Genomic DNA, 20238 nt, shown 5'->3' on the forward strand with positions numbered 1-20238 from the left:
GGGCGAGACGCGGGGTGGCGGGGTTCACCCCCGGGAGGTGGCCACCGGCTCGGCCGCCTGCGGGGCGGCGGGCTGCGGTGCGGTCGACTGCACCGTCACCACCGGGGCCGCGCCAGCGGTACGCAACGCGAGGGCACGCCGTTCCCGCGCGGGCCCGGAGAGCAGGTGGCCCACCGCCATCACCAGGCCGATCGCTGCACAGCCCGCCCAGAGGGTCGCGTTGCCGGCCTGCTCCCGTACCAGTCCGCCGAGGATCGGCGCCGCCGCTCCGGCCAGCTGCCAGGAGAGCGAGAAGACGCCCTGGTAGCGACCACGCAGCTCGGTGGGGGAGAGTTCGGCGATGAGGGTGGCGTTGGACGGCGAGTTGAGCATCTCGCCGAGCGTCCAGATCAGCACCGTCAGCCCGTAGAACCAGGCGACCTCGGCGAACGCGGTCAGCCCGAAGCCCACGCCCATCACCACCGCGGCCAGGGCGAGCACGTGTGAGCGGTTGCGCCCTCTGATCAGCCGGGGCACGAAGAGTTGACCGGCCACGATCAGCACGCCGTTGAGTGCGATCACCGATCCGTACGTGGCGGGGCTCAGGCCCGAGTCGGCCATCGCGATCGGCAGCATCGAGATGTGCTGGAGGAAGACGAGCGCCCCGAGGAGATTCAGGGCGACGAAACCGAGGAACACCCGGTCGGTCAGGAGGGTCCGCAGGGCTCCGGCCGGTACGCCGCCGCGCGGCATGCCGACGGTGACGGTCCGGGTCTCCTTGACCTTCACGAAGATGATCAGCGCGGTGACCACCGTGGTGGCCGCGTTGACCACGAAGAGCAGCAGGTAACCGGCCTGCGCGGCGAACCCGGCGAGCACCGCGGCGCAGGCGAACCCGAGGTTGATCGCCCAGTAGTTGAGCGAGAAGGCGCGCAGCCGGTCCCGCTCCGGCACCACGTCGATCATCATGGCGCCGAACGCGGGGCGGGCCGCCTCGGCGAAGAGGCCGAGCAGCAACGCCCCTGCCGCGACCGTCCACAGGTCACGGGCGAAGCCCATGGCGAGCATCATGGTCGCGGCGCCGAGGTGGGCGGTGAGCAGGGTCGGCCGGCGACCCCACCGGTCGGTCAGGGTGCCGCCGGCGGTGGTGCCGACCGCACCGCCGACGCCCCAGGCACCGAGCACCAGCCCGGCCTGCGAGGCGGAGAAGCCGCGTTCCTGGGTCAGGTAGATGGCGAGGAAGACCAGGACGAACGAGCCGAGTCGATTGATCAGCGTGCCCGTCCAGAGGTACCAGAAGGTCCTCGGTAGCCCACCTGTGGTGTCCCGGAACCAACCCCGCATCGCGCGCACGCCCGCGCCCCCGTTTCCGTAATGCCTGGTGATCTGTTGGATCCTTACCAACCTAGTGGCGCGCCGGAATCAAGGTCACCTGGATTTCCACGTGGTGGTCGTCACCACCCTTCCCGCGCGGGCCATTGCGGGTTGCGGCAGGATGATCGGCATGACAGCTAGCGAGGGGCCCACCGTCGGGACGCTGGTCCTGCTGCGGCACGGCGAGAGCGACTGGAACGCCAAGAACCTCTTCACCGGCTGGGTCGACGTCGACCTGACCGCGAAGGGGGAGGACGAGGCGCGCCGCGGCGGCGAGCTGCTGCGCGAGCACGGCCTGCTGCCGGACGTGGTGCACACAAGCGTGATGCGCCGCGCCATCCGGACCGCCGAGTTGGCGCTGAACGCCGCCGACCGGCACTGGATCGCGGTGCGTCGGTCGTGGCGGCTGAACGAGCGCCACTACGGGGCGTTGCAGGGCAAGAACAAGAAGCAGACCCTGGATGAGTACGGCGAGGAGCAGTTCATGCTCTGGCGCCGGTCGTACGACACCCCACCGCCGCCGATCGAGGACGACGACGAGTGGTCGCAGGTGGGTGATCCGCGTTACGCGCTGCTGCCGACCGAACTGATGCCGCGTACCGAGTGCCTCAAGGACGTCGTCGAGCGGATGCTGCCGTACTGGTACGACTCGATCGTGCCGGACATCCTGGCCGGCCGTACGGTGCTGGTGGCCGCGCACGGCAACTCGTTGCGGGCGCTGGTCAAGCACCTGGACCAGATCAGTGACGAGGCCATCGCGAAGCTCAACATCCCCACCGGAATTCCGCTGCGCTACGACCTGGACCCGCTGCTGCGTCCGCAGACGCTGGGCGGCACCTACCTCGACCCGGAGGCCGCCAAGGCGGCCGCCGCCGCCGTCGCCAACCAGGGTCGCTGAGCCGACCGAGGACTTCGAGACGGACCCGAGGGGCCCCGGCGCTGGCCGGGGCCCCTCGCCGTGCTCAGGGAGAGGTCACGGGTTCGCCGGTGATCAGGTAGACCACGTGTTCGGCGCTGTTGACCGCGTGGTCGGCGAAGCGCTCGTAGAAGCGACCGAGCAGGGTGGCGTCGATCGCGGTCTCCACCCCGTACGGCCAGTCCGCGCCGAGCAGCACCCCGAACAGCCCCTTGTGCAGCTCGTCCATCGCGTCGTCGTCGCTGTCCAGTTCCGCGGCGAGGTCGGCGTCGGGGCGGGCCAGCACCGAGGCGATCTTCTCGGCCATCCGGTCGGCGATGCCCGCCATGTCCGTGAAGACCGGGCGCAGCTCCGCCGGAACGGCCGGCGACGGGTGCCGGCGCAGCGCGGTCTTGGCCACGTGGTCGGCCAGGTCGCCCATCCGCTCCAGATCGGCGGCCACGTGCAGCGCAGTGATCATGGCGCGTAGGTCCGAGGCGACCGGTGCCTGGCGGGCCAGCAGGTCGCAGACGCGCTCCTCCACCTGGCGGTACAGCCCGTCGATCTCCGCGTCCCGCTCGATCACGGACTCGGCCGCCCGACGGTCGGCGGTGAGCAGGGCCCGGGTCGCCTGCCGCAGTGCCGCCCGAACTCCCTCGGCCATCTCGACCAGCAGCTGGCTGACGGCCTCAAGCTCGGCCCGGAACTCGTCGCGCATTGTCATGTCCTGTCCGTCGGTGCCGGCGAGCCCGCCGGCGGGATTTGCGCAGGTACGCCGTCAAGCTATGACTCCCGGGCGGATCGGAGGTGAACGCCGATGAACTACGCCGGACGCGCGAGTGAACTTTCCCGGAAGTGAGAGTGCTTCGTCCTGTTCTGGGCGATAGCCAGGTTAACAATGACCATACGATCGCCGAGTGACGTGGGCGGTGACGGTGGGCGTGGCTGCGGCCCTGGTGGTCGGGGTGGCCGTCGGCCTGTGGTTGTCCCGGTTCGGTAAGGGGAGGCTCGCGATCGTCGACGAAGTGCAGGTCGGGCTCGGCCGCCGCGCGATCGATTCGCTGCGCGCGGGGGTCGTGGTGCTCGACGCAGACGATGTGCCCGTGCTGGTCAATCCGGCGGCACGGGCGATGGGGCTGCTGCGGACCGGTGGGCGGCCAGGTTCGATCATGGCGCATCCGCTGATTCGTACCCTGGCGGGGCAGGTGCGGCGCACCGGCGTGCGGCGCGAGATCGAGCTCGACCTGCCCCGAGGCCGCGACAATGCCGGGGAGAACCCGCTCGGCGTGCACCTGCGAGCGATGGGGCTGGGCAACGGCTACATCGCGGTGGAGGCGGCCGACGTGACCGAGTCGCACCGGTTGGCCCGGGTGCGCCGAGACTTCGTGGCCAATGTCAGCCACGAACTGAAGACCCCTATCGGCGCGTTGCAACTGCTCGCCGAGGCGCTGCTGGACGCCACCGAGCCGGCCGACGAGGGGCGCCCGGACCTCTCCGAGGACCTGATCGCGGCCCGGCGGTTCGCCGAACGCATCCAACACGAGTCGACCCGGTTGGGTCGGTTGGTGCAGGAGTTGCTGGAGCTGACCCGACTCCAGGGGGCCGAACCGCAGCCGGCTCCGGAGCCGGTCGGGGTGGACTGGGTGATCTCCGAGGTGATCGATCGCACCCGGACCGCCGCCGCCGCCCGCCGGATCGAGGTGACCGTCGAAGCGGAGCGCGGCCTGACCGTGTACGGCAGCGACAACCAACTCGCCACCGCGGTGGCGAATCTGGTGGAGAACGCCCTCAACTACTCCGGCGAGGACACGACGGTACGCATCGCCGCCCGGGCCGCCGGAGAGCAGGTCGAGATCGCGGTCACCGACCAGGGCATCGGCATCGCCCCCACCGACGTCGACCGCATCTTCGAGCGGTTCTACCGGGCCGATCAGGCGCGCTCGCGGGCAACCGGCGGTACCGGCCTCGGGCTGGCGATCGTCAAGCACATCGCGAGCAACCATGGCGGTCGGGTGGAGGTGGCGAGCACTCTTGGTGGTGGGTCGACGTTCACTCTCCGGCTGCCCGCTCGCCCGCCGGACGACCTGCTGGCGACACTGCCGCCTGCTGGGATCGAGGCCGGTCCGGCCGAGCTCCGGCAGGTCTGAACCGCACCTGGATCAGACCGGGCGCCGCCCGGTCCGACCGATGAAAGGAAACGCCGTTGAGTCGCGTTCTGGTGGTCGAGGACGAGGAGTCGTTCTCGGACGCGCTGTCGTACATGCTCCGCAAGGAGGGGTTCGAGGTCTCCGTGGCCGCCACGGGGACGTCGGCTCTCACCGAGTTCGACCGGACCGGTGCCGACATCGTCCTGCTCGACCTGATGCTGCCGGAGATGTCCGGTACCGAGGTCTGCCGGCAGCTGCGCCAGCGCTCGCACGTGCCGATCATCATGGTCACCGCTCGGGACAGTGAGATCGACAAGGTGGTCGGCCTGGAGATCGGGGCCGACGACTACGTGACCAAGCCGTACTCCCCCCGGGAACTGGTCGCCCGGATCCGCGCGGTGCTGCGCCGGCAGAGCCCGGAGGCACCTGAGTCGGGCGCGCCGACGCTCGCCGCCGGGCCGGTCCGGATGGACATCGAGCGGCACGTGGTGACCGTGGACGGCGGCGCGGTGCAGTTGCCGCTCAAGGAGTTCGAGCTGCTTGAGCTGCTGCTGCGAAACGCGGGCCGGGTGCTCACCCGGGGGCAGCTGATCGACCGCGTCTGGGGTGCCGACTACGTCGGCGACACGAAGACGCTGGACGTGCACGTGAAGCGGCTGCGCTCCAAGATCGAGCCGGAGCCTTCCACCCCGCGCCACATCGTCACGGTGCGCGGTCTCGGCTACAAGTTCGAGCCCTGATCGGACCTGAGCCGCGCCGGCTCGTGACTGCCATCGTTGATGACGATCTGTCACGTGACGGCTTACTCCGACGCCCCGGTCAGCAACCGGCGGGCGGGCGGGCGCCGCGTCAGGCGCCGTCGGCCGGGTGCGGGGCGACAAGCCCCTGCCGGGTCCGCGCCGCGCACAGCTCGGCCAGTCTGGCGTACGCCGGCTCGCCGATGAGCGCGGTCAACTCCGGGGCGTACGACAGGTACATCGGGTCGGCCCCGACGTGCGCGTCGGTGGAGGAGGTGCACCACCAGTCGAGGTCGTGCCCACCAGCACCCCAGCCACGCCTGTCGAACTCGGCAAGCGTGGACACCAGCACCTTGGTGTTGTCCGGCCGCTTCACCCATTCCTGATCACGGCGGATCGGCAGCTGCCAGCACACGTCCGGCTTGTACTCCAGCGGATGCGCTCCGTCGCGCAGCGCCTGGGCGTGCAGCGCGCAGCCGCCGCCGCCCGGGAAGTCGGCGTCGTTGAGGAAGACGCAGGGCCCGTCCGCTTCCCGGGTGGCGGTCCGCCGGGCCGGGTTCTTACCGTCGACGGTGTCGTTCTCGGTCCAGTTCTTGAACCCACGCCGATAGTGCTGCCAGGTCTGCGGGGTCAACCGCTTCACCGCGGCCCGTACCCGCGACTCGTCGTCGGAGTCGGTGAAGAACGCGCCGTGCGAGCAGCAACCGTCGGCCGACCGGCCGGCGATGATGCCGTGGCAGCCCTGGCCGAAGATGCACGTCCACCGGGACAGCAACCAGGTGAGGTCGGCCCGGATCAGATGCCGCTCGTCCGCCGGGTCGACGAACTCGATCCACTCCCGGGGGAAGTCCAGCGGCACCTCCCGGCTGCGCGGGTCGGTCGGGTCGTCCACCAGCACGCGGAGTTCGATCTGCCCTGTCACCCGGCCAGCGTACGCGTGGTGCGGCGGGCAGGTCGCCGAGTGACGCGAACCGGGTGGGCCTAGGGTTCTTCCATGCGATTGGGTGTCCTCGACGTCGGTTCCAACACGGTGCACCTGCTGGTGGTCGACGCCCACCGCGGCGCGCACCCGTGGCCGGCGCATTCGGAGAAGTCCGTGCTGCGTCTCGCCGAGCAGATCGGCCCGGACGGCGCGCTCCGCGAGGCCGGCGCGGACGCCCTGGTCAAGGCGGTCGAGGCGGCGCGTACGTCGGCCGCCGGCCTGGAGGTGGACGACCTGATCGCCTTCGCCACCTCCGCGGTGCGTGACGCCACCAACGCGGCCGACGTCCTGACCCGGGTGCGGGACTCCACCGGCGTACGGCTGGAGGTGCTCTCCGGCGCCGACGAGGCCCGGATGACCTTCCTCGCGGTCCGGCGGTGGTTCGGTTGGTCCGCCGGGCGGCTGCTGGTGCTGGACATCGGTGGCGGCTCGCTGGAGATCGCGGCCGGTATCGACGAGGACCCGGACGTCGCGGTGTCGCTGCCCCTGGGCGCCGGTCGGCTGACCCGCGACCGGCTCGGGGTGGATCCGGAGAGCACCGTCCCGCCCGGACCGGAAACGGTGGAGGACCTGCGGCAGTACGTCGACGCCCACCTCGATCCGGTGGTCGAGCGGATGACCGAGGTGGGTTGGGAACGGCCGGTGGCTACCTCCAAAACCTTCCGTACGCTGGCCCGACTCGCCGGCGCGGCACCCAGCGGGGCCGGGCTCTGGGCCCGACGCCGACTCACCCGGTCCGGGCTGCGACAGGTGCTCGGCTTCATCCGGCACATCCCACCGGCGCAGCTCGTCGAGTTGGAAGGGGTCAGCGCCGGGCGCGCCCACCAGCTGCTGGCCGGTGCCGTGGTCGCCGAGTCGGTGATGCGTCGACTCGGCGTGGACTCCCTGGACGTGTGTCCGTGGGCACTGCGGGAGGGCCTGATCCTCAGCCGGATGGATCGACTGGCTCCGGTGTGATCCCCGTCGTCCTCGCTGTCCGGTTTACGTACTCTCGTCAGGGTGTCCGGACGCGCGGCGGCTACCCTCGGTGGTGTGACTTCCCGCGTCCCGGTGCTCCTGTCCAGTTCCTCGGTCTTCCCTGAGCGGACCGCGGCGGCGTTTCAGCTGGCCGCGACCCACGGCTACGACGGCCTTGAGGTGATGGTGTGGACCGATGCGGTCAGCCAGGACGCGGGCGCGCTGCGTGGACTTTCCGATCACTACGGGGTGCCGGTGCTCTCCGTGCACGCTCCGTGTCTGCTGGTCACGCAGCGGGTGTGGAGCCCTGATCCGTGGGAGCGGCTCCGCCGGGCGGCGGTGCTGGCCGAGACGCTGGAGGCGCCGACCGTCGTGGTGCACCCGCCGTTCACCTGGCAGCGGGATTACGCGCGAGGCTTCGCCGAGGGGCTCGACCGGGTGGCCGGCGAGTTCGGCGGCCTACGGTTCGCGGTGGAGAACATGTACCCGGTACGGATGGCCGGCCGCCAGTTCGTCCCGTACGTGCCCGGTTGGGATCCCACCGAAGCCGGTTACGTCTCGTACACCCTCGACCTGTCGCACTGCGCGGCCTCGCACACCGACGCGTTGGCGATGGCCGACCGGATGGGCGACGGTCTGGCGCACGTGCACCTCGGTGACGGCACCGGCGAGGGACGCGACGAGCACCTGGTGCCGGGACGCGGCAACCAACCCTGCGCCGAGCTGCTGCGTTCGCTGGCCGGGCGGGGCTTCACCGGCTCGGTGGCGGTGGAGGTGACCACCCGGGGCGCGAAAAGCCGACAGGTCCGCGAGGCGGATCTGCGCGAGGCGCTGGCGTTCGCCCGTCAGCACCTCAGCACGCCGTCCCCGGTCGACGCCTGAGCGTCGGTCGGTCACGCCAGGTCAGGAGACCGGTGTCAGCGGATCCGGCTGGCTGGGCACGGCGGCCCGCTTGCGGGCCCGGTGGGCGGCCACGTGTGAGCGGGTGGCGCAGCGCTCCGAGCAGAACCGCCGGCAGCAGTTCGATGAGGTGTCCAGGTAGACGTTGCCGCAGCGGTCGTCGGCACAGACGCCGAATCGGGCGCTGCCGTACTCGCACAGCCACACCGACAGGCCCCACACCGCGCCGGCCAGATACTCCGAACTGACCGAGGCACCCCGGCTGGTCACGTGCATGTGCCAGTCGCTGGAGTCGTGCCCCGAGATGCGCGGCTGCACCGGGAACGCCTCCAGCAGGGAGTTCAGCTCGCCGACCGCCTCGACGTCCCGTCCCGAGGTGCCGTACTCGAAGACATCACGCAGTCGCTTCTGCGCGCGCCGGAAGGTCGGCAGGTCCCGTTCCGCGACCTCGTCGCGCATCCACTCCTGGTCGTCGCAGAAGATGGCGCGCAGATCGTCGAGGCCGTCCAGGCGCGCGTTGACGAGGTCAACCCCGGTCCGGGCGTACGCGTCGAAGTTCACGCCCCAACGGTAGACGACTCAACCCGGGCGTGGCGCATCGATGTAGTGCGGCAGGAACCGCGCGTAGCCGTCGGTGATCAGGCTCGCGCTCTCCCGCAGCCCGGCTCCCGCCGACTCCCCGTCGACGATCCAACTGCCCAGCACGAGGTGGCTCCCGGCGAACTCGGGCAACGCCCGGAACTCCTGGTAGCAGAAGCCCTCGTCGCCGTAGTCACCCGGATTGCTGATCTCCTCGCCGGGGGTGACGATCCGCACCGCGGCCCCCTCCCGGCCGAGTAGCGGCTTGGCCACGTACTCGGGCATCCCGCGCGGCGAGTCCAGGTACGCCGGCAACAGCAGCTCGTGCCCCGGGTACAACTCCCAGAGCACGGCCAGCAGCGCCTTGTTGGACAACAGCAGCTTCCAGGCCGGCTCGATCCAGGTGGTCGGGGTTCCCGGCTCCAGCGCCAGCGGGCCGTACGGCTCGGCGAGCATCCACTCCCACGGATAGAGCTTGAAGCAGGTGGTGACCGGGCGGTCGGCGCTGTCGACGAAGCGTCGGCCGTCCCAACCGAGATCCTGAATCGGCAGCAGCTCGACGTCCAGCCCCGCCTGGCGGGCGGTCTCGGCCAGGTAGCCGGCGGTCATGTGGTCCTCGCCGGTCTCCTCCTCGTTCGACCAGACCACGTGCACCCGCCGGTCGTACAGCTCGGCGCCGATCTTCGCCCAGCTGCCCACGAGCCGTTCGTGCAGGCTGTTCCATTGGTCCAGCTCCGGTCGGGTGTGCTCCAGCCAGTACCACTGGATGATGCTCGCCTCGACCAGGGCGGTCGGGGTGTCGGCGTTGTACTCCAGCAGCTTTGGCGGCCAGCTGCCGTCGTACCAGAGGTCGAAGCGGCCGTAGAGGGTCGGCGGCCTCTCCCGTAGCGAACGGGCGACCGCCTCGGCCGCCCACTCGGGGATGCCGAACTCGGCGTACCGGTTGCGCGCCACCACGTGTTCGGCGGCGGCCACCGACATCCGGTGCAGCTCCTCGGTGGCCTCCTCCAGCCGCAGCACCTCGTCCAGCTCGAAGGCGTACGTGGCGGTCTCGTCCCAGTACGACATCACCCCGCCGTCGGGCAGTTCCGTGTCGACGTAGACCAGGCCCTGCTCCCGGATGGTGGTGTCCCAGTCGGGGCGGGGCGTCGTCGTCTCGCGACGCACGCTCAGCCGCCGCAGGAGGCGAGGTGGGTGCCGAAGCCGCCGCGCTCGGGCACGGCCGCACCGACCGGCTCGGGCGCGGCACGGCCGGCACCGGTCTCGGCGGCGGGGGCCGGCACCCGCAGGGCGAGAGCCACCGTCTCCCCGCCGCCGGCCGGGCCGAGGGCGCAGTCGTCATCGTCGTCGTCGGAGGTCATGTTGCAGCCGGAGAGGGCGAGCGCCAGTGCGGTGATGGCGCCGAGCTGCACGGAGGCCGATCGAAGTCGGCGGCGAGGGCGTTGTTCCACGACATGGTTGTAACCGATGAACGCCATCCCGTCCGCCCCGGGCCCGGGGCGGACGGGGAACGTACCTGGCGGTCGGGTGGGCGTTACGCTCGGCTCATGCTCCGTTCCGTCATCCTCGCCGCCTCCCGGTCATCCCGGGTCGAGCGGCTCGTCGCGACGGCCCCGTTCTCCCGGGACGTCGTCCGCCGGTTCGTCGCCGGCGCCAAGACCGACGACGCGTTGCGCGCGACCCGCGAACTCGTCGACGACGGTCTCGCGGTCACCCTCGACAATCTCGGCGAGGACACCGTCACCGGTGAACAGGCCAACGCCACCCGGGACGAGTACCTCACGCTGCTGCGAATGCTCGCCGAGGCGAAGCTGACGCCCGCCGCGGAGGTGAGTGTGAAGCTCTCCGCGCTCGGCCAGGCGTTCGACGAGCAACTCGCCTACGACAACGCCCGGGCGATCTGCGCCGCCGCCGAGGCGGCGGGTACCACGGTCACCCTCGACATGGAGGACCACACCACCACCGACTCGACCCTGGACATCCTGGCCAAGCTCCGGAAGGACCACCCGTCGACCGGGGCGGTGCTGCAGGCCTACCTGCGGCGTACCGAGTCCGACTGCCGCGAGTTGGCGTCGGCCGGGTCGCGGGTGCGGCTGTGCAAGGGCGCGTACCGGGAGCCGGAGTCGGTGGCGTACCAGTCGGCCCGCGAGGTTGACAAGTCGTACGTCCGGTGCCTCAACGTCCTGATGTCCGGTGCCGGCTACCCGATGCTGGCCACCCACGATCCGCGTCTGATCGCCATCGGTGAGGACCGGGCGCGCTGGTTCGACCGTGACCCCGACCGCTTCGAGTTCCAGATGCTCTACGGCATCCGACCGGAGGAGCAGGCTCGCCTGGTCGGCGAGGGCTACACGGTGCGCACCTACGTGCCCTACGGCGACGACTGGTACGGCTATCTGATGCGCCGTCTCGCCGAGCGCCCCGCCAACCTGGCCTTCTTCGCCCGCGCGCTCGCCTCCAAGAAGTAACCCTCGTCCGCACCCGTACCGCCGATCGACCCGGTCGGCGGTACGCGGCGCAGCCTTGACGCCGTCGGCTAATGGCATTAGCCTTTTGGCTATGACAACTAGCTTGGTGGAGCGTGCCGGCGGTCGGATCGCATACGAGGTGCACGGGCAGGGGCCGCTGGTGGTGCTCTCGCACGGCATGGGAGAGAACCGGCACTCCTACCGGCATCTGATCCCGCTGCTGGTGGCGGCGGGCTACCGGGTCGCCTCGATCGACGTACGCGGGCACGGCGACTCCAGCGCCGACTGGCCGTCGTACGCCCCGGCGGAGGTGGGTGGCGACCTGCTCGCGGTGGTTCGCGACCTGGGTGGTGGTCCGGCCGTCCTGGTCGGCAACTCGTCCAGCGGCGCGGCCGTGGTCTTCGCCGCCGCCGACGCACCGGACCTGGTCAACGGCATCGTGCTGGTCGGCGCGTTCGTCAACCAGCCGGAGAACAACCCCTTCATCCGGCTGGCCCAGAGCGTGGTGCTGCGCAGTCCACGGTTGTTCGGCCTGTTCCACCGCACGTTGTTTCCCGTGCACCGCCCGGCCGACGACGCGCAGTACCGCCGGCAGTTGGTGACGGCGCTGCGCCGCCCCGGCCGGATGGCGCCCGTGCGCGGCGTGATCCATCCGGTGCAGCCGCACTGGACCGCCCGTGCCCCGCAGGTGCGTCAGCCGGTGCTGGTACTGATGGGCACGAAGGACCCCGACTTCCGCGACCCGGGTGCCGAGGCGCGGGCCGCCCGGCGGCTCTTTCCGGTCGCCGAGGCGCGGATGCTCACCGACGCCGGGCACTACCCGCACGCCGACCGTCCAGAGGCGATGGCGAACGAACTGGTCGGCTTCCTGGCGGCTGCCAACCATGCCTAGGGCCGGGCTCAACGCGCAGGTCGTGGTGCGCGAGGCGGCCCGGCTGGTCGACGAGGTCGGGTATCACCGGCTCACCCTCGCCGCGCTGGCGAACCGGCTCGGCGTGGCGCTGCCCAGCCTCTACAAGCACATCAAGGGCGCCGAGGCGCTCGCGCAGCAACTGTCCGCGCTGGCCACCGCCGAGATCGCCGACGAGATGACCACCGCCGCCGCCGGCCGGAGCGGCGAAGACGCGCTGCGGTCCGTCGCCGCCGCCTACCGTTCGTACGCCCGGCGGCACCCCGGTCGCTATCCCGCCACCCAACGGGTACCGGATCCGGCCGACCCGGCGCACCTGGCTGCCGGGGAGCGGGCGGTCGGCGTCGTCTACGCAATCCTGCGGGGTTACGGCATCGACGGTGAATCCGCGGTGGACGGGGTCCGGATGTTCCGGGCAGCCGTGCACGGTTTCGTCTCGCTGGAGGCGGCCGGCGACTTCGGGCTGCCTCGCGAACTCGACCGTTCCTTCGACCAGATGATCGCCGCGCTGGGCGTCGCGTTCTCGTCCTGGCCCGCGCCCGGCCCTGCCTGAACGTACGAACCGTGGCAGCGGCCGGGTGATCACTCTTCCGTCGGCACCACCGCAGGCCTTACCCTGCGCCGGTGAATCACGGGGGCCCTGAGGGCGACGAACAGTTAGCGCCGACCGGTGCGACACCGGACGAGGTGACGGCGCAGCCGGCACATCTCCCGGCGGTGGGGCTGCCGCCCGTCAGCCCGATTCCCGACAGCCGGCCGCGTCGCCGATGGCCACTGTGGGCCGCAGTGGTCGCGGTGGTGCTGACGCTGAGCGTCGGCGTACCGGTGGTGCTGCTGACCGGCGGAGTGTCCGATGTCGAGGTCGGCGAGCCGGCGACCGCCGCCTCGCCGACGGAGAACCCGACCACCGTCGCCGCCCGACAGGTTGCCGAACGGATCACCGCACAACTCGACAAACAGTCCGCCGCGCTGCTCGGCGGCGACCGGTCAGGGTTCGCCGCGATCGCGTCCTCAGCCGTACGCCCGGACCTGCGCCGTCGGTTCGACGCGCTCAAGGCGCTGCGGGTCACGCACTGGCAGGGACGCCCGAGTGGCCTGCCCACCTCCGCGGGTCGGGCGGGCGAATGGCGGGTGTCGATCGAGTTCCAGTACTGCTTCGTCGTACCGAACTGCCAACCGAGCCCGATGGCGGTCGAGACCCGGTGGCGGGACGGCGCGGAACCCCAGCTGCTGACCTTTCCGAAGTCGAAGTCCTCGGCGTATGTCAACGGCCGCTACAACGGCCAGCCCGGCGCCCTGCCCTGGGAGGTCAGCAAGCTGGCCGTCCGGGTCGGCAAGCGTGTGATGGTGGCCAGTACCCCGGCTCACCGGGACCGGTTGCCGGGCCTGTTGAAGCGGGCCGAGGCGGCGGCGAAGGTGGCGGACAGCTACGTCGTGACCGGTGCGCCACCCGACCTGTACCGCGTCTTCTACGCCGGGCCGAAAGAGTGGGATCGTTGGTACGGCGGTGACCAACCGGAATGGGGCGCGGGGTACGCGGTGAACGTCGGCGGCGGTCACCACGAGGTGGTGCTGGCACCCGAGACACTCGGTTACGGTCCCGGGCTGGACGAGGTGCTTCGCCACGAGTTGGCCCACGCCGCCTCGCTGCCCGACAAGGGCTACTGGGACGACTCGGCGTGGTGGCTGGTCGAAGGGTTGGCCGAGCACGCGGGCGCGGATGGCCAGCCGGTCGCCCGGTACGAGGGACTGGTACCCACCCGAGGGCTGGTGAAAGGCGACTGGGACGGCAAGCTGGACAAACTCCTACCCGCCGACGACGCGCCAGACGAGGAGGTGGCAGGCACCTACGGGATCGCGTACCTCGCCTTCCGGCATCTGGTCGACCGCTTCGGCGAGGAACGGGCCTTCGCCTTCTTCAAAGCGGTGGTCCACGACCTGCGACTACCGGCGCAGACCACCGAGGAGATCTTCGGTGAGTCCTGGGCGAGCCTACGCAAGGAGTGCGTCAAGTACATCCGCAAGGCTGTGCGCTGACCTGGTGCCCTGGCCGGGTCGACATCGACAGGGGCTCGTAGCATGTGTCGCGTGCGCCGCCCCGACTCGCCGCGGCTGCCAGCCCCGCGGCTCCGCCTGCTCACCGTCCTGCTCGCCGTCACCGTCCTGACCCTCACCACCGCCGCCTCCTGCGGTGGCGACGAACCGTCGATCACGCTCGCCGCCGCGGCACGGGCCGCCGTGGCGGAGGAGATCGACGCCCCAGCCACGGTCGTGGCGCGGGCGGCGGCCACCCTGACCGCCCCGGCCGACGGCACGCTGGCCCGCCTCCGGGTGCAGCCGGGCCAGCGGGTCAAGCGGGGCCAGGTGCTCGCCGTGATCAGCTCACCGTCGGCCCGGGAGCGGCTCCGCCAGGCGCGCAGCGCCCTGGCCGCCGCGAAGCGCGCCGGTGCCGGTGGTGGCGGCGGCAACCTCGCCGGTTCCCTGCGTGTCACCGACCGCGCTGCTGACGAGACGCACGCCGCCGCCCGTGCCGCGGCGGCGAAGGTCAGCGATCCAAAGCTCCGGAAGGCGTTGCTCACCCAGGTCGAGGCGGCACAGCGGCGGTACGACTCGGCGGCCCGGGCCGCCGACCAGGCGGTACGGGAGGTGCAACGCGGCGTCCGGAACCTGAACTCCGCCGTCGGCGCGCTCGCCACCGCCCAGCGACTTCAGGCCCAGCAGGCGTACGACCTGGCCAAGGCGACCGTCGACGCGTTGACCCTGCGCGCGCCGATCGCCGGGGTGGTGCAACCGGGCGGAGTCAGCACCGGCGGTGGCTCGGCGGGGGCGCTCGCCGGGCTGCTGGAGTCGGGCGGGGTGCCGGCGGGGATCGACCCGGGGGCCCTCGGCACGCCGGCCGGCCCGCCGCCCGGGGTGGACACCGCGGTCACGGTGGGTGGCCGGGTCAGCGCCGGCACCCCGGTGCTGACCGTGGTGGACACCCGCGAATTGGGCCTGCTCGCCGAGGTCGACGAGACGGACGTGCTGCTGGTCCGGCCCGGGCTCACCGGGACCGTCGAACTGGACGCCGTCACCGGTGCCACCTACGAGGCGAAGGTCCGCTCGATCGACGTACTGCCCACCACGTCGGCGCGGGGCGGGGTGAGCTACCGGGTGCGACTCGCCCTCGGTGCCGGCCGCTACGGCGAGGCCGAGCCGGCGCCCGCCCCGCGGCCCGGGATGAACGCGGTGCTGCGGTTGCGGGTCCGGGAGGAGGCGGACGCGGTGACCGTGCCCGCGTCGGCGCTCTTCTCAGTCGACGGTCGGGACACCGTCTGGCTGGTCCGCGACGGTCGTGCCGACCGGGCGGTGGTCACCGTCGGCGTGCAGGGTCAGGACCTGGTGCAGATCGTCGACGGGGTGCAGGCCGGCGACCGGATCGTCGTCCGGGGTACCGACCAGATCCGCGAGGGCCAGGAGATCGGGTGAGCCGGGCGCCGGCGATCGAGGCCTTCGACGTGTCCCGCACGTACGAGTTGGACGGGGTCTCCGTACCCGCCCTGCGGGGTGTGTCGCTGACCGTCGCGGCCGGGGACTACGTGGCGCTGATCGGGCCCTCCGGATCCGGGAAGTCCACGCTGATGCACCTGCTCGGTGGTCTGGACCGGCCCAGCGGCGGCCGGCTGGTGATCGGTGGCCGGGAGGTGAGCACCCTCTCCGCCCCGGAACTGGCCCGGCTGCGCAACGAGACCATCGGCTTCGTGTTCCAGGCGTTCCATCTGCTGCCGCGTACCTCGGCCGTGGACAACGTGGCGTTGCCGCTGGTGTACCGGGGCGTTGGCGCGCGCCAACGGCGTGAGCGCGCCGCCGCGATGCTGGGACGGGTCGGCCTGGGGCACCGGTTGCACCACCGGCCCAACCAGCTCTCCGGCGGTGAGCAGCAGCGGGTCGCCATCGCCCGGGCGCTGGTCACGGACCCGACGGTGTTGCTGGCCGACGAGCCGACCGGCAACCTGGACAGCACCACCGGCGCCGCCGTGCTGGAACTGCTGGAACGGCTCAACGTCGAGTCCGGGGTCGCGCTGGTGATGGTCACCCACGACGCGGAGGTGGCGGCCCGGGCCCGGCGACGGGTCGCGATGCGGGACGGCGTGGTCGTCACCGACAGCGCGGCGGACGGCGGGGCCGGCGCGTGAGGTTGGCCGAGGCGTGGCGGGTGGCGTGGGACGCGCTGCGGGCGAACCGGATGCGCAGCGCCCTCACCATGCTCGGAGTGGTCATCGGGGTGGCCTCCGTGGTGCTGCTGGTGGCCATCGGGACCGGCACCAAGCAGCGGGTGGAACAGCAGGTGGAGGGGCTCGGCTCCAACCTGCTGCTGGTGGTGCCGGGGCGGCTGGACGTCGGCAGTGCGCCGGCGCTCTCCCCGCTCACCCTCCAGGACGTGGACGCCGTCGGCCGGGTGGTCGGTGATCCGAACCGGGTGGCCGTGACGGTTGCCTCGGGCGCGACCGTGCGGGCCGGCAACCGGGAGGACTTCACCACAGTCCAGGGGGTGTTGGAGACGACCCCCACCGTTTTCGCCCGGGAACTGGCCCGCGGGCGTTACCTGACCGGATCCGACGTGGACACCGGCCGGCGGGTCGCGGTGCTCGGCGACTCGGTGGCCCGGTCCCTCTTCCCGGACCGGGAGGCGGTCGGCCAGCAGATCAACGTGGCCGGCGTCCGCTTCCGGGTGATCGGCGTCTTCGTACCGCTCGGGCAGAGCCTCGGCGTCGACCGGGACGACGAGGTGCACGTACCGGTGACGGCGGCGCAACGGCTCTACGGCACCCAGCGGGTCGACGCCATCGCGGTGAAGGCGCCGGACCGGGAACGGATCGACGAACTGGGCGAGCGGATCGTGGCCGAGCTGAACGGTCGGCACCCGGGCACCGAGTTCAGTGCCGTCACTCAGGAACAGATCCTCGGTGTGCTGGGCGACATCCTCGGCATCCTGACCGGCGTACTGGCCGCCATCGCCGGCATCTCGCTGCTGGTCGGTGGGGTCGGCGTCTCCAACATCATGCTGGTCTCAGTTCGGGAACGAACCCGGGAGATCGGGCTGCGCAAGGCGGTCGGCGCCCGTCCCCGGGACATCGGCGTTCAGTTCCTGCTGGAGGCGGTGCTGCTGACCTCCGTCGGTGGACTCACCGGGATGGCCCTCGGGGTGGGCGGCGCACTGCTGGTGGCCGCCCTCTCACCCATCCCGGCGGCGGTGACCTGGTGGTCGCTGGCACTGGCGTTCGGCGTCTCGGCAGCGGTCGGCATCGTCTTCGGGGTGGTACCCGCGCAGCGGGCCGGTCGGCTCGACCCGGTGGTGGCCCTGCGCACCGAGTGACATCCCCGTACCCGCGGCCGAGGTTGATCGTTGCCGAAATCCCGGGTACGGCACCCGACCAGGGGTTTTTCGTCACCGGGCCGGGCCCGATCCATGATCAGTTGCAGGAAGGGATCGCGCCGGTCACAGCCGTCCCGCTACCGTACTGGTAACACGCGCGTCGCCGGCCGCGCGGGAGGACCCGTGTGGCGGCACGCGCCGGGCATGGGATGGGTCGGGTGAGCCATGGCCGGGTCGCAGTCCGACGGTCGGCTGTCGGAGGTCAAGTTCCTGACTGTCGCGGAGGTGGCGACGGTCATGCGGGTGTCGAAGATGACGGTCTACCGCCTGGTGCACAGCGGTGAGCTGACCGCCGTACGGGTGGGCAGGTCGTTCCGGGTGCCGGAGCACGCGGTGCACGAGTACCTGCGCGGCGCCTTCCAGGAGACCGCCTGACCCTGATGCGGCCGGGTCAGGCGGCCCGGCGGAACGGGCATCGAGCGGGGGCGCGTTGGTCCTGCTGACGCAGTCCCGCTACGCTGGACTCCGATCGTGACCGCTGGTGCGCTCCGCCGCCCTTCCCGCCGGTCCGATCCCTGTCCGCAAGCGGTCGCTGACGCCACGGGTTCGTGGTGTCCTCCCGGTCGCGCCGCACGTTGCATCGAAAGGCTGTCGTATGGGCTCGGTGGTCAAGAAGCGCCGCAAGCGCATGGCTAAGAAGAAGCACCGCAAGCTGCTGCGCAAGACCCGCGTCCAGCGTCGCCGTCTCGGCAAGTGACCGATGCCGGGCCTGGTCCCGGCATCCGTCCCTCGCCAACTGTCGACCCTCGGAGGCTCAGGTGATCAGGCCGTGGCTGCCCCGGCTCGGTCCCATCTGCCGGGGTAGGTGCGAGACATGACCCCCGGTGGCTCACAGAGCCCTCCGGGGGTCGTCGTCGTGACCGGGGTCAGCCGCTATCTCGGCGCGCACGTCGCCGCAAGGCTCGCCGATGATCCGCGAATCGACCGGGTCATCGGCATCGACCTGCCGGAGCCGGGGCCCGACATCGACGTACTGCTCGACCGGGTGGAACGGATCCGGGTCGACGCCGGCTCGGTCGGTGGCCTCCTCGCCGACCTCGACGTGGACACCGTGGTGCATCTTGCCCTGGTCAGCTCTCCGGATCCGCAGCACGGTGGCCGGGCGGCGATGAAGGAGCAGAACGTCATCGGCACCATGCAACTGCTCGCCGCATGCCAGCGCGCACCACGGTTGCGCAAGATCGTGATCCGCTCCTCCACTGCGGCGTACGGTGCCTCGTTCCGTGATCCGGCCGTCTTCACCGAGGAGACCGAGCCGCGCGAGGTGCCGCGGGGCGGCTTCGGTCGCGACATCCTCGACATCGAGGGGTACGTCCGAGGCTTCCGTCGTCGGCGCGGTGACGTCACCGCCACCGTGCTGCGCTTCGCGCCGTTCATCGGCTCGACGGCGGACACCACGCTCACCCGCTACTTCGCGCAACCGGTGGTGCCTACCATCTTCGGCCGGGACGCTCGACTGCAGTTCCTGCACTTCGAGGACGCGCTGGAGGTGCTGCACCGGTCCGTGGTCGAGGATCATTCCGGCACCTTCAACGTCGCGGGGCCGGGGGTGCTCGCGTTGTCGCAGGCGATCCGCCGAGCCGGGCGGGTCGCCGTGCCGGTGCTGGAGCCGGGTCTGTCCGGCGCGGTCGCGCTCGCCCGGGTGATGGGGTTCGGCCGCTACGGTCTCGACCAGGTCGACCTCTTCGTGCACGGCCGGGTGGTGGACATCTCGCGGCTGGAACGGGAGTTTGCCTTCACGCCCCGCTCGACCGCCGCCGCCTTCGACGATTTCATCCGGGCGCACCACGGGCGTGCCGTGGTGACCCGGGACCAGTTGGCCGCCGCCGAGCAGCTGGTGCTGAACAACATCCGGCAGGTGCGCGCCGCCGTCCGGGAGCGGTCGTGACCGAGCCCGAGGAACGGCATGACGAGGGACGCCTCGACGACCGGTACGTCGTGCCGGCGCCGGTGAACCCCGATGCGGACCCGGCGCGGCGCAACGGGCACCGCCCGGACGTACCGGACCAGGCGGGCGGCGACGTCTGGGACCGCCGGGTCGCCAGCGGACTGGCCTTCCTACGGCGACGGCTGGCCGGCGACTACGAGGTGGACGAGTTCGGCTTCGACCGTGACCTGACTTCGGCGGTCTTCCATCCGCCGCTGCGCCGGCTCTACCGCGACTGGTTCCGCACCGAGGTCACCGGCCTGGAGAACGTGCCGACGGAGGGGGCGGGGCTCATCGTCGGCAACCACTCCGGCACCGTGGCCCTGGACGCGTTGATGCTCTCCACCGCGCTGCACCACGAGCATCCCGAGCACCGCTACCTGCGGCTGCTCGCTGCGGATCTGGTCTTCCGGATGCCGGTGGTATCCGAGATCGCCCGTAAGACCGGCGGCACCGTGGCCTGCAACCCGGACGCCGAGCGGCTCATGCGCCACGGCGAGCTGGTGGGTGTCTTCCCGGAGGGTTTCAAGGGCATCGGCAAGCTGTACGCGGAACGCTACAAACTGCAACGCTTCGGGCGGGGTGGTTTTGTCTCGGCGGCGCTGCGCACCGGCACGCCGATCATCCCGGCGGCGATCGTCGGCGGCGAGGAGATCTATCCGATGCTCGCCGACATCAAGCCACTGGCCCGGCTGCTCAAGCTCCCGTACTTTCCCGTGACACCCACCTTCCCCTGGCTCGGGCCGCTGGGCATGGTGCCGTTGCCGAGCAAGTGGCTGATCGAGTTCTGCCCGCCGATCCCGACGGACCACCTGATGGATTCGGCGGACGATCCGCTGGTCGTGTTCAACCTTGCCGACCAGGTACGGGAGACCATTCAGCAGACCCTGCACCAGCTGCTCAAGCGTCGACCCGACCCGTTCGGTCCGTGACCGACCGCGACCGTGACCGGCTGCTCGGCACCGTT

22 protein-coding genes are annotated in these 20238 nt (G+C 71.3%); 16 read left to right on the forward strand and 6 right to left on the reverse strand.

Going from position 1 to position 20238, the window contains the following annotated elements; all coding sequences use genetic code 11:
- Nucleotides 1–24 precede the first annotated feature (24 nt).
- Nucleotides 25–1332: an MFS transporter gene (locus KBX50_RS15975; protein WP_210937814.1), complete on the reverse strand. Its 1308-nt coding sequence runs from the start codon at nucleotides 1330–1332 to the stop codon at nucleotides 25–27.
- 151 nt (nucleotides 1333–1483) lie between these two features.
- On the opposite strand from KBX50_RS15975, the gene KBX50_RS15980 reads away from it, so the two are divergent.
- A complete protein-coding gene (locus tag KBX50_RS15980) occupies nucleotides 1484–2251 on the forward strand; it encodes a phosphoglyceromutase (RefSeq protein ID WP_093403711.1) in 768 nt (255 codons plus the stop codon).
- A gap of 64 nt (nucleotides 2252–2315) precedes the next feature.
- Here KBX50_RS15980 and phoU read toward each other — a convergent pair whose 3' ends face one another.
- Complete coding sequence (gene phoU / locus KBX50_RS15985; protein WP_210937877.1) at nucleotides 2316–2966, reverse strand: phosphate signaling complex protein PhoU; 651 nt, start codon at nucleotides 2964–2966, stop codon at nucleotides 2316–2318.
- Nucleotides 2967–3165: 199 nt separating this feature from the next.
- Here phoU and KBX50_RS15990 point away from each other — a divergent pair, with 199 nt between their 5' ends.
- Nucleotides 3166–4395 (forward strand): ATP-binding protein, encoded by a 1230-nt coding sequence (locus KBX50_RS15990; RefSeq protein ID WP_210937815.1) that lies wholly within the window; start codon nucleotides 3166–3168, stop codon nucleotides 4393–4395.
- A gap of 56 nt (nucleotides 4396–4451) precedes the next feature.
- A complete protein-coding gene (locus tag KBX50_RS15995) occupies nucleotides 4452–5135 on the forward strand; it encodes a response regulator transcription factor (RefSeq protein ID WP_093403456.1) in 684 nt (227 codons plus the stop codon).
- A gap of 109 nt (nucleotides 5136–5244) precedes the next feature.
- Here the strand turns inward: KBX50_RS15995 and KBX50_RS16000 are convergent, their stop codons facing one another.
- Nucleotides 5245–6054: a hypothetical protein gene (locus tag KBX50_RS16000; protein ID WP_210937816.1), complete on the reverse strand. Its 810-nt coding sequence runs from the start codon at nucleotides 6052–6054 to the stop codon at nucleotides 5245–5247.
- 72 nt (nucleotides 6055–6126) lie between these two features.
- Here KBX50_RS16000 and KBX50_RS16005 point away from each other — a divergent pair, with 72 nt between their 5' ends.
- The gene (locus KBX50_RS16005; RefSeq protein WP_210937817.1) at nucleotides 6127–7071 is read left to right on the forward strand and encodes a Ppx/GppA phosphatase family protein; all 945 of its coding nucleotides are present in this window, start codon (nucleotides 6127–6129) and stop codon (nucleotides 7069–7071) included.
- Between the two features lie 75 nt (nucleotides 7072–7146).
- On the forward strand, nucleotides 7147–7953 hold the full coding sequence (locus tag KBX50_RS16010; RefSeq protein WP_210937818.1) for a sugar phosphate isomerase/epimerase: 807 nt from the start codon (nucleotides 7147–7149) through the stop codon (nucleotides 7951–7953).
- A gap of 21 nt (nucleotides 7954–7974) precedes the next feature.
- Here KBX50_RS16010 and KBX50_RS16015 read toward each other — a convergent pair whose 3' ends face one another.
- From KBX50_RS16015 to KBX50_RS16025, 3 genes are read right to left on the reverse strand one after another with little or no spacing between them, the layout of a single operon-like run.
- Nucleotides 7975–8532, reverse strand: a complete 558-nt coding sequence (locus KBX50_RS16015) for a CGNR zinc finger domain-containing protein (protein ID WP_210937819.1) — start codon at nucleotides 8530–8532, stop codon at nucleotides 7975–7977.
- Nucleotides 8533–8550: 18 nt separating this feature from the next.
- Nucleotides 8551–9717: a glutathionylspermidine synthase family protein gene (locus KBX50_RS16020; RefSeq protein ID WP_210937820.1), complete on the reverse strand. Its 1167-nt coding sequence runs from the start codon at nucleotides 9715–9717 to the stop codon at nucleotides 8551–8553.
- A 2-nt stretch (nucleotides 9718–9719) separates the two neighbouring features.
- Complete coding sequence (locus KBX50_RS16025; protein ID WP_307870971.1) at nucleotides 9720–10001, reverse strand: hypothetical protein; 282 nt, start codon at nucleotides 9999–10001, stop codon at nucleotides 9720–9722.
- Between the two features lie 96 nt (nucleotides 10002–10097).
- Between KBX50_RS16025 and KBX50_RS16030 the strand changes: the two genes are divergently transcribed.
- From KBX50_RS16030 to KBX50_RS16080, 11 genes are all read left to right on the forward strand, one after another.
- Complete coding sequence (locus KBX50_RS16030; RefSeq protein WP_210937821.1) at nucleotides 10098–11018, forward strand: proline dehydrogenase family protein; 921 nt, start codon at nucleotides 10098–10100, stop codon at nucleotides 11016–11018.
- 91 nt (nucleotides 11019–11109) lie between these two features.
- Nucleotides 11110–11910 (forward strand): alpha/beta fold hydrolase, encoded by an 801-nt coding sequence (locus KBX50_RS16035; protein WP_210937822.1) that lies wholly within the window; start codon nucleotides 11110–11112, stop codon nucleotides 11908–11910.
- Nucleotides 11903–12481, forward strand: a complete 579-nt coding sequence (locus KBX50_RS16040; RefSeq protein WP_210937823.1) for a TetR/AcrR family transcriptional regulator — start codon at nucleotides 11903–11905, stop codon at nucleotides 12479–12481. The genes KBX50_RS16035 and KBX50_RS16040 overlap by 8 nt, the downstream gene beginning before the upstream one ends.
- Before the next feature lie 71 nt (nucleotides 12482–12552).
- Nucleotides 12553–13965 carry a hypothetical protein gene (locus KBX50_RS16045; protein ID WP_307870972.1) on the forward strand — a complete coding sequence of 471 codons (1413 nt, stop codon included), beginning with the start codon at nucleotides 12553–12555 and terminating at the stop codon, nucleotides 13963–13965.
- Nucleotides 13966–14007: 42 nt separating this feature from the next.
- Complete coding sequence (locus KBX50_RS16050) at nucleotides 14008–15396, forward strand: efflux RND transporter periplasmic adaptor subunit (RefSeq protein ID WP_210937824.1); 1389 nt, start codon at nucleotides 14008–14010, stop codon at nucleotides 15394–15396.
- The gene (locus tag KBX50_RS16055; protein ID WP_210937825.1) at nucleotides 15393–16103 is read left to right on the forward strand and encodes an ABC transporter ATP-binding protein; all 711 of its coding nucleotides are present in this window, start codon (nucleotides 15393–15395) and stop codon (nucleotides 16101–16103) included. Before KBX50_RS16050 ends, KBX50_RS16055 begins: the two co-directional genes overlap by 4 nt.
- Entirely contained in the window at nucleotides 16100–17284 is a 1185-nt protein-coding gene (locus KBX50_RS16060; RefSeq protein WP_210937826.1) for an ABC transporter permease, read from the forward strand. The genes KBX50_RS16055 and KBX50_RS16060 overlap by 4 nt, the downstream gene beginning before the upstream one ends.
- 225 nt (nucleotides 17285–17509) lie before the next feature.
- Complete coding sequence (locus tag KBX50_RS16065) at nucleotides 17510–17719, forward strand: helix-turn-helix domain-containing protein (protein ID WP_007465625.1); 210 nt, start codon at nucleotides 17510–17512, stop codon at nucleotides 17717–17719.
- Nucleotides 17720–17939: 220 nt separating this feature from the next.
- The gene (locus tag KBX50_RS16070) at nucleotides 17940–18041 is read left to right on the forward strand and encodes a 30S ribosomal protein bS22 (protein ID WP_007465623.1); all 102 of its coding nucleotides are present in this window, start codon (nucleotides 17940–17942) and stop codon (nucleotides 18039–18041) included.
- 117 nt (nucleotides 18042–18158) lie between these two features.
- Complete coding sequence (locus tag KBX50_RS16075) at nucleotides 18159–19232, forward strand: NAD-dependent epimerase/dehydratase family protein (protein WP_210937827.1); 1074 nt, start codon at nucleotides 18159–18161, stop codon at nucleotides 19230–19232.
- Nucleotides 19233–19393: 161 nt separating this feature from the next.
- Nucleotides 19394–20203 carry a lysophospholipid acyltransferase family protein gene (locus KBX50_RS16080; RefSeq protein ID WP_247673833.1) on the forward strand — a complete coding sequence of 270 codons (810 nt, stop codon included), beginning with the start codon at nucleotides 19394–19396 and terminating at the stop codon, nucleotides 20201–20203.
- The last annotated feature ends 35 nt before the right edge of the window (nucleotides 20204–20238 follow it).

The sequence above is a fragment of the Micromonospora sp. C51 genome (assembly GCF_018070435.1).
Lineage (GTDB): Bacteria > Actinomycetota > Actinomycetes > Mycobacteriales > Micromonosporaceae > Micromonospora > Micromonospora sediminimaris.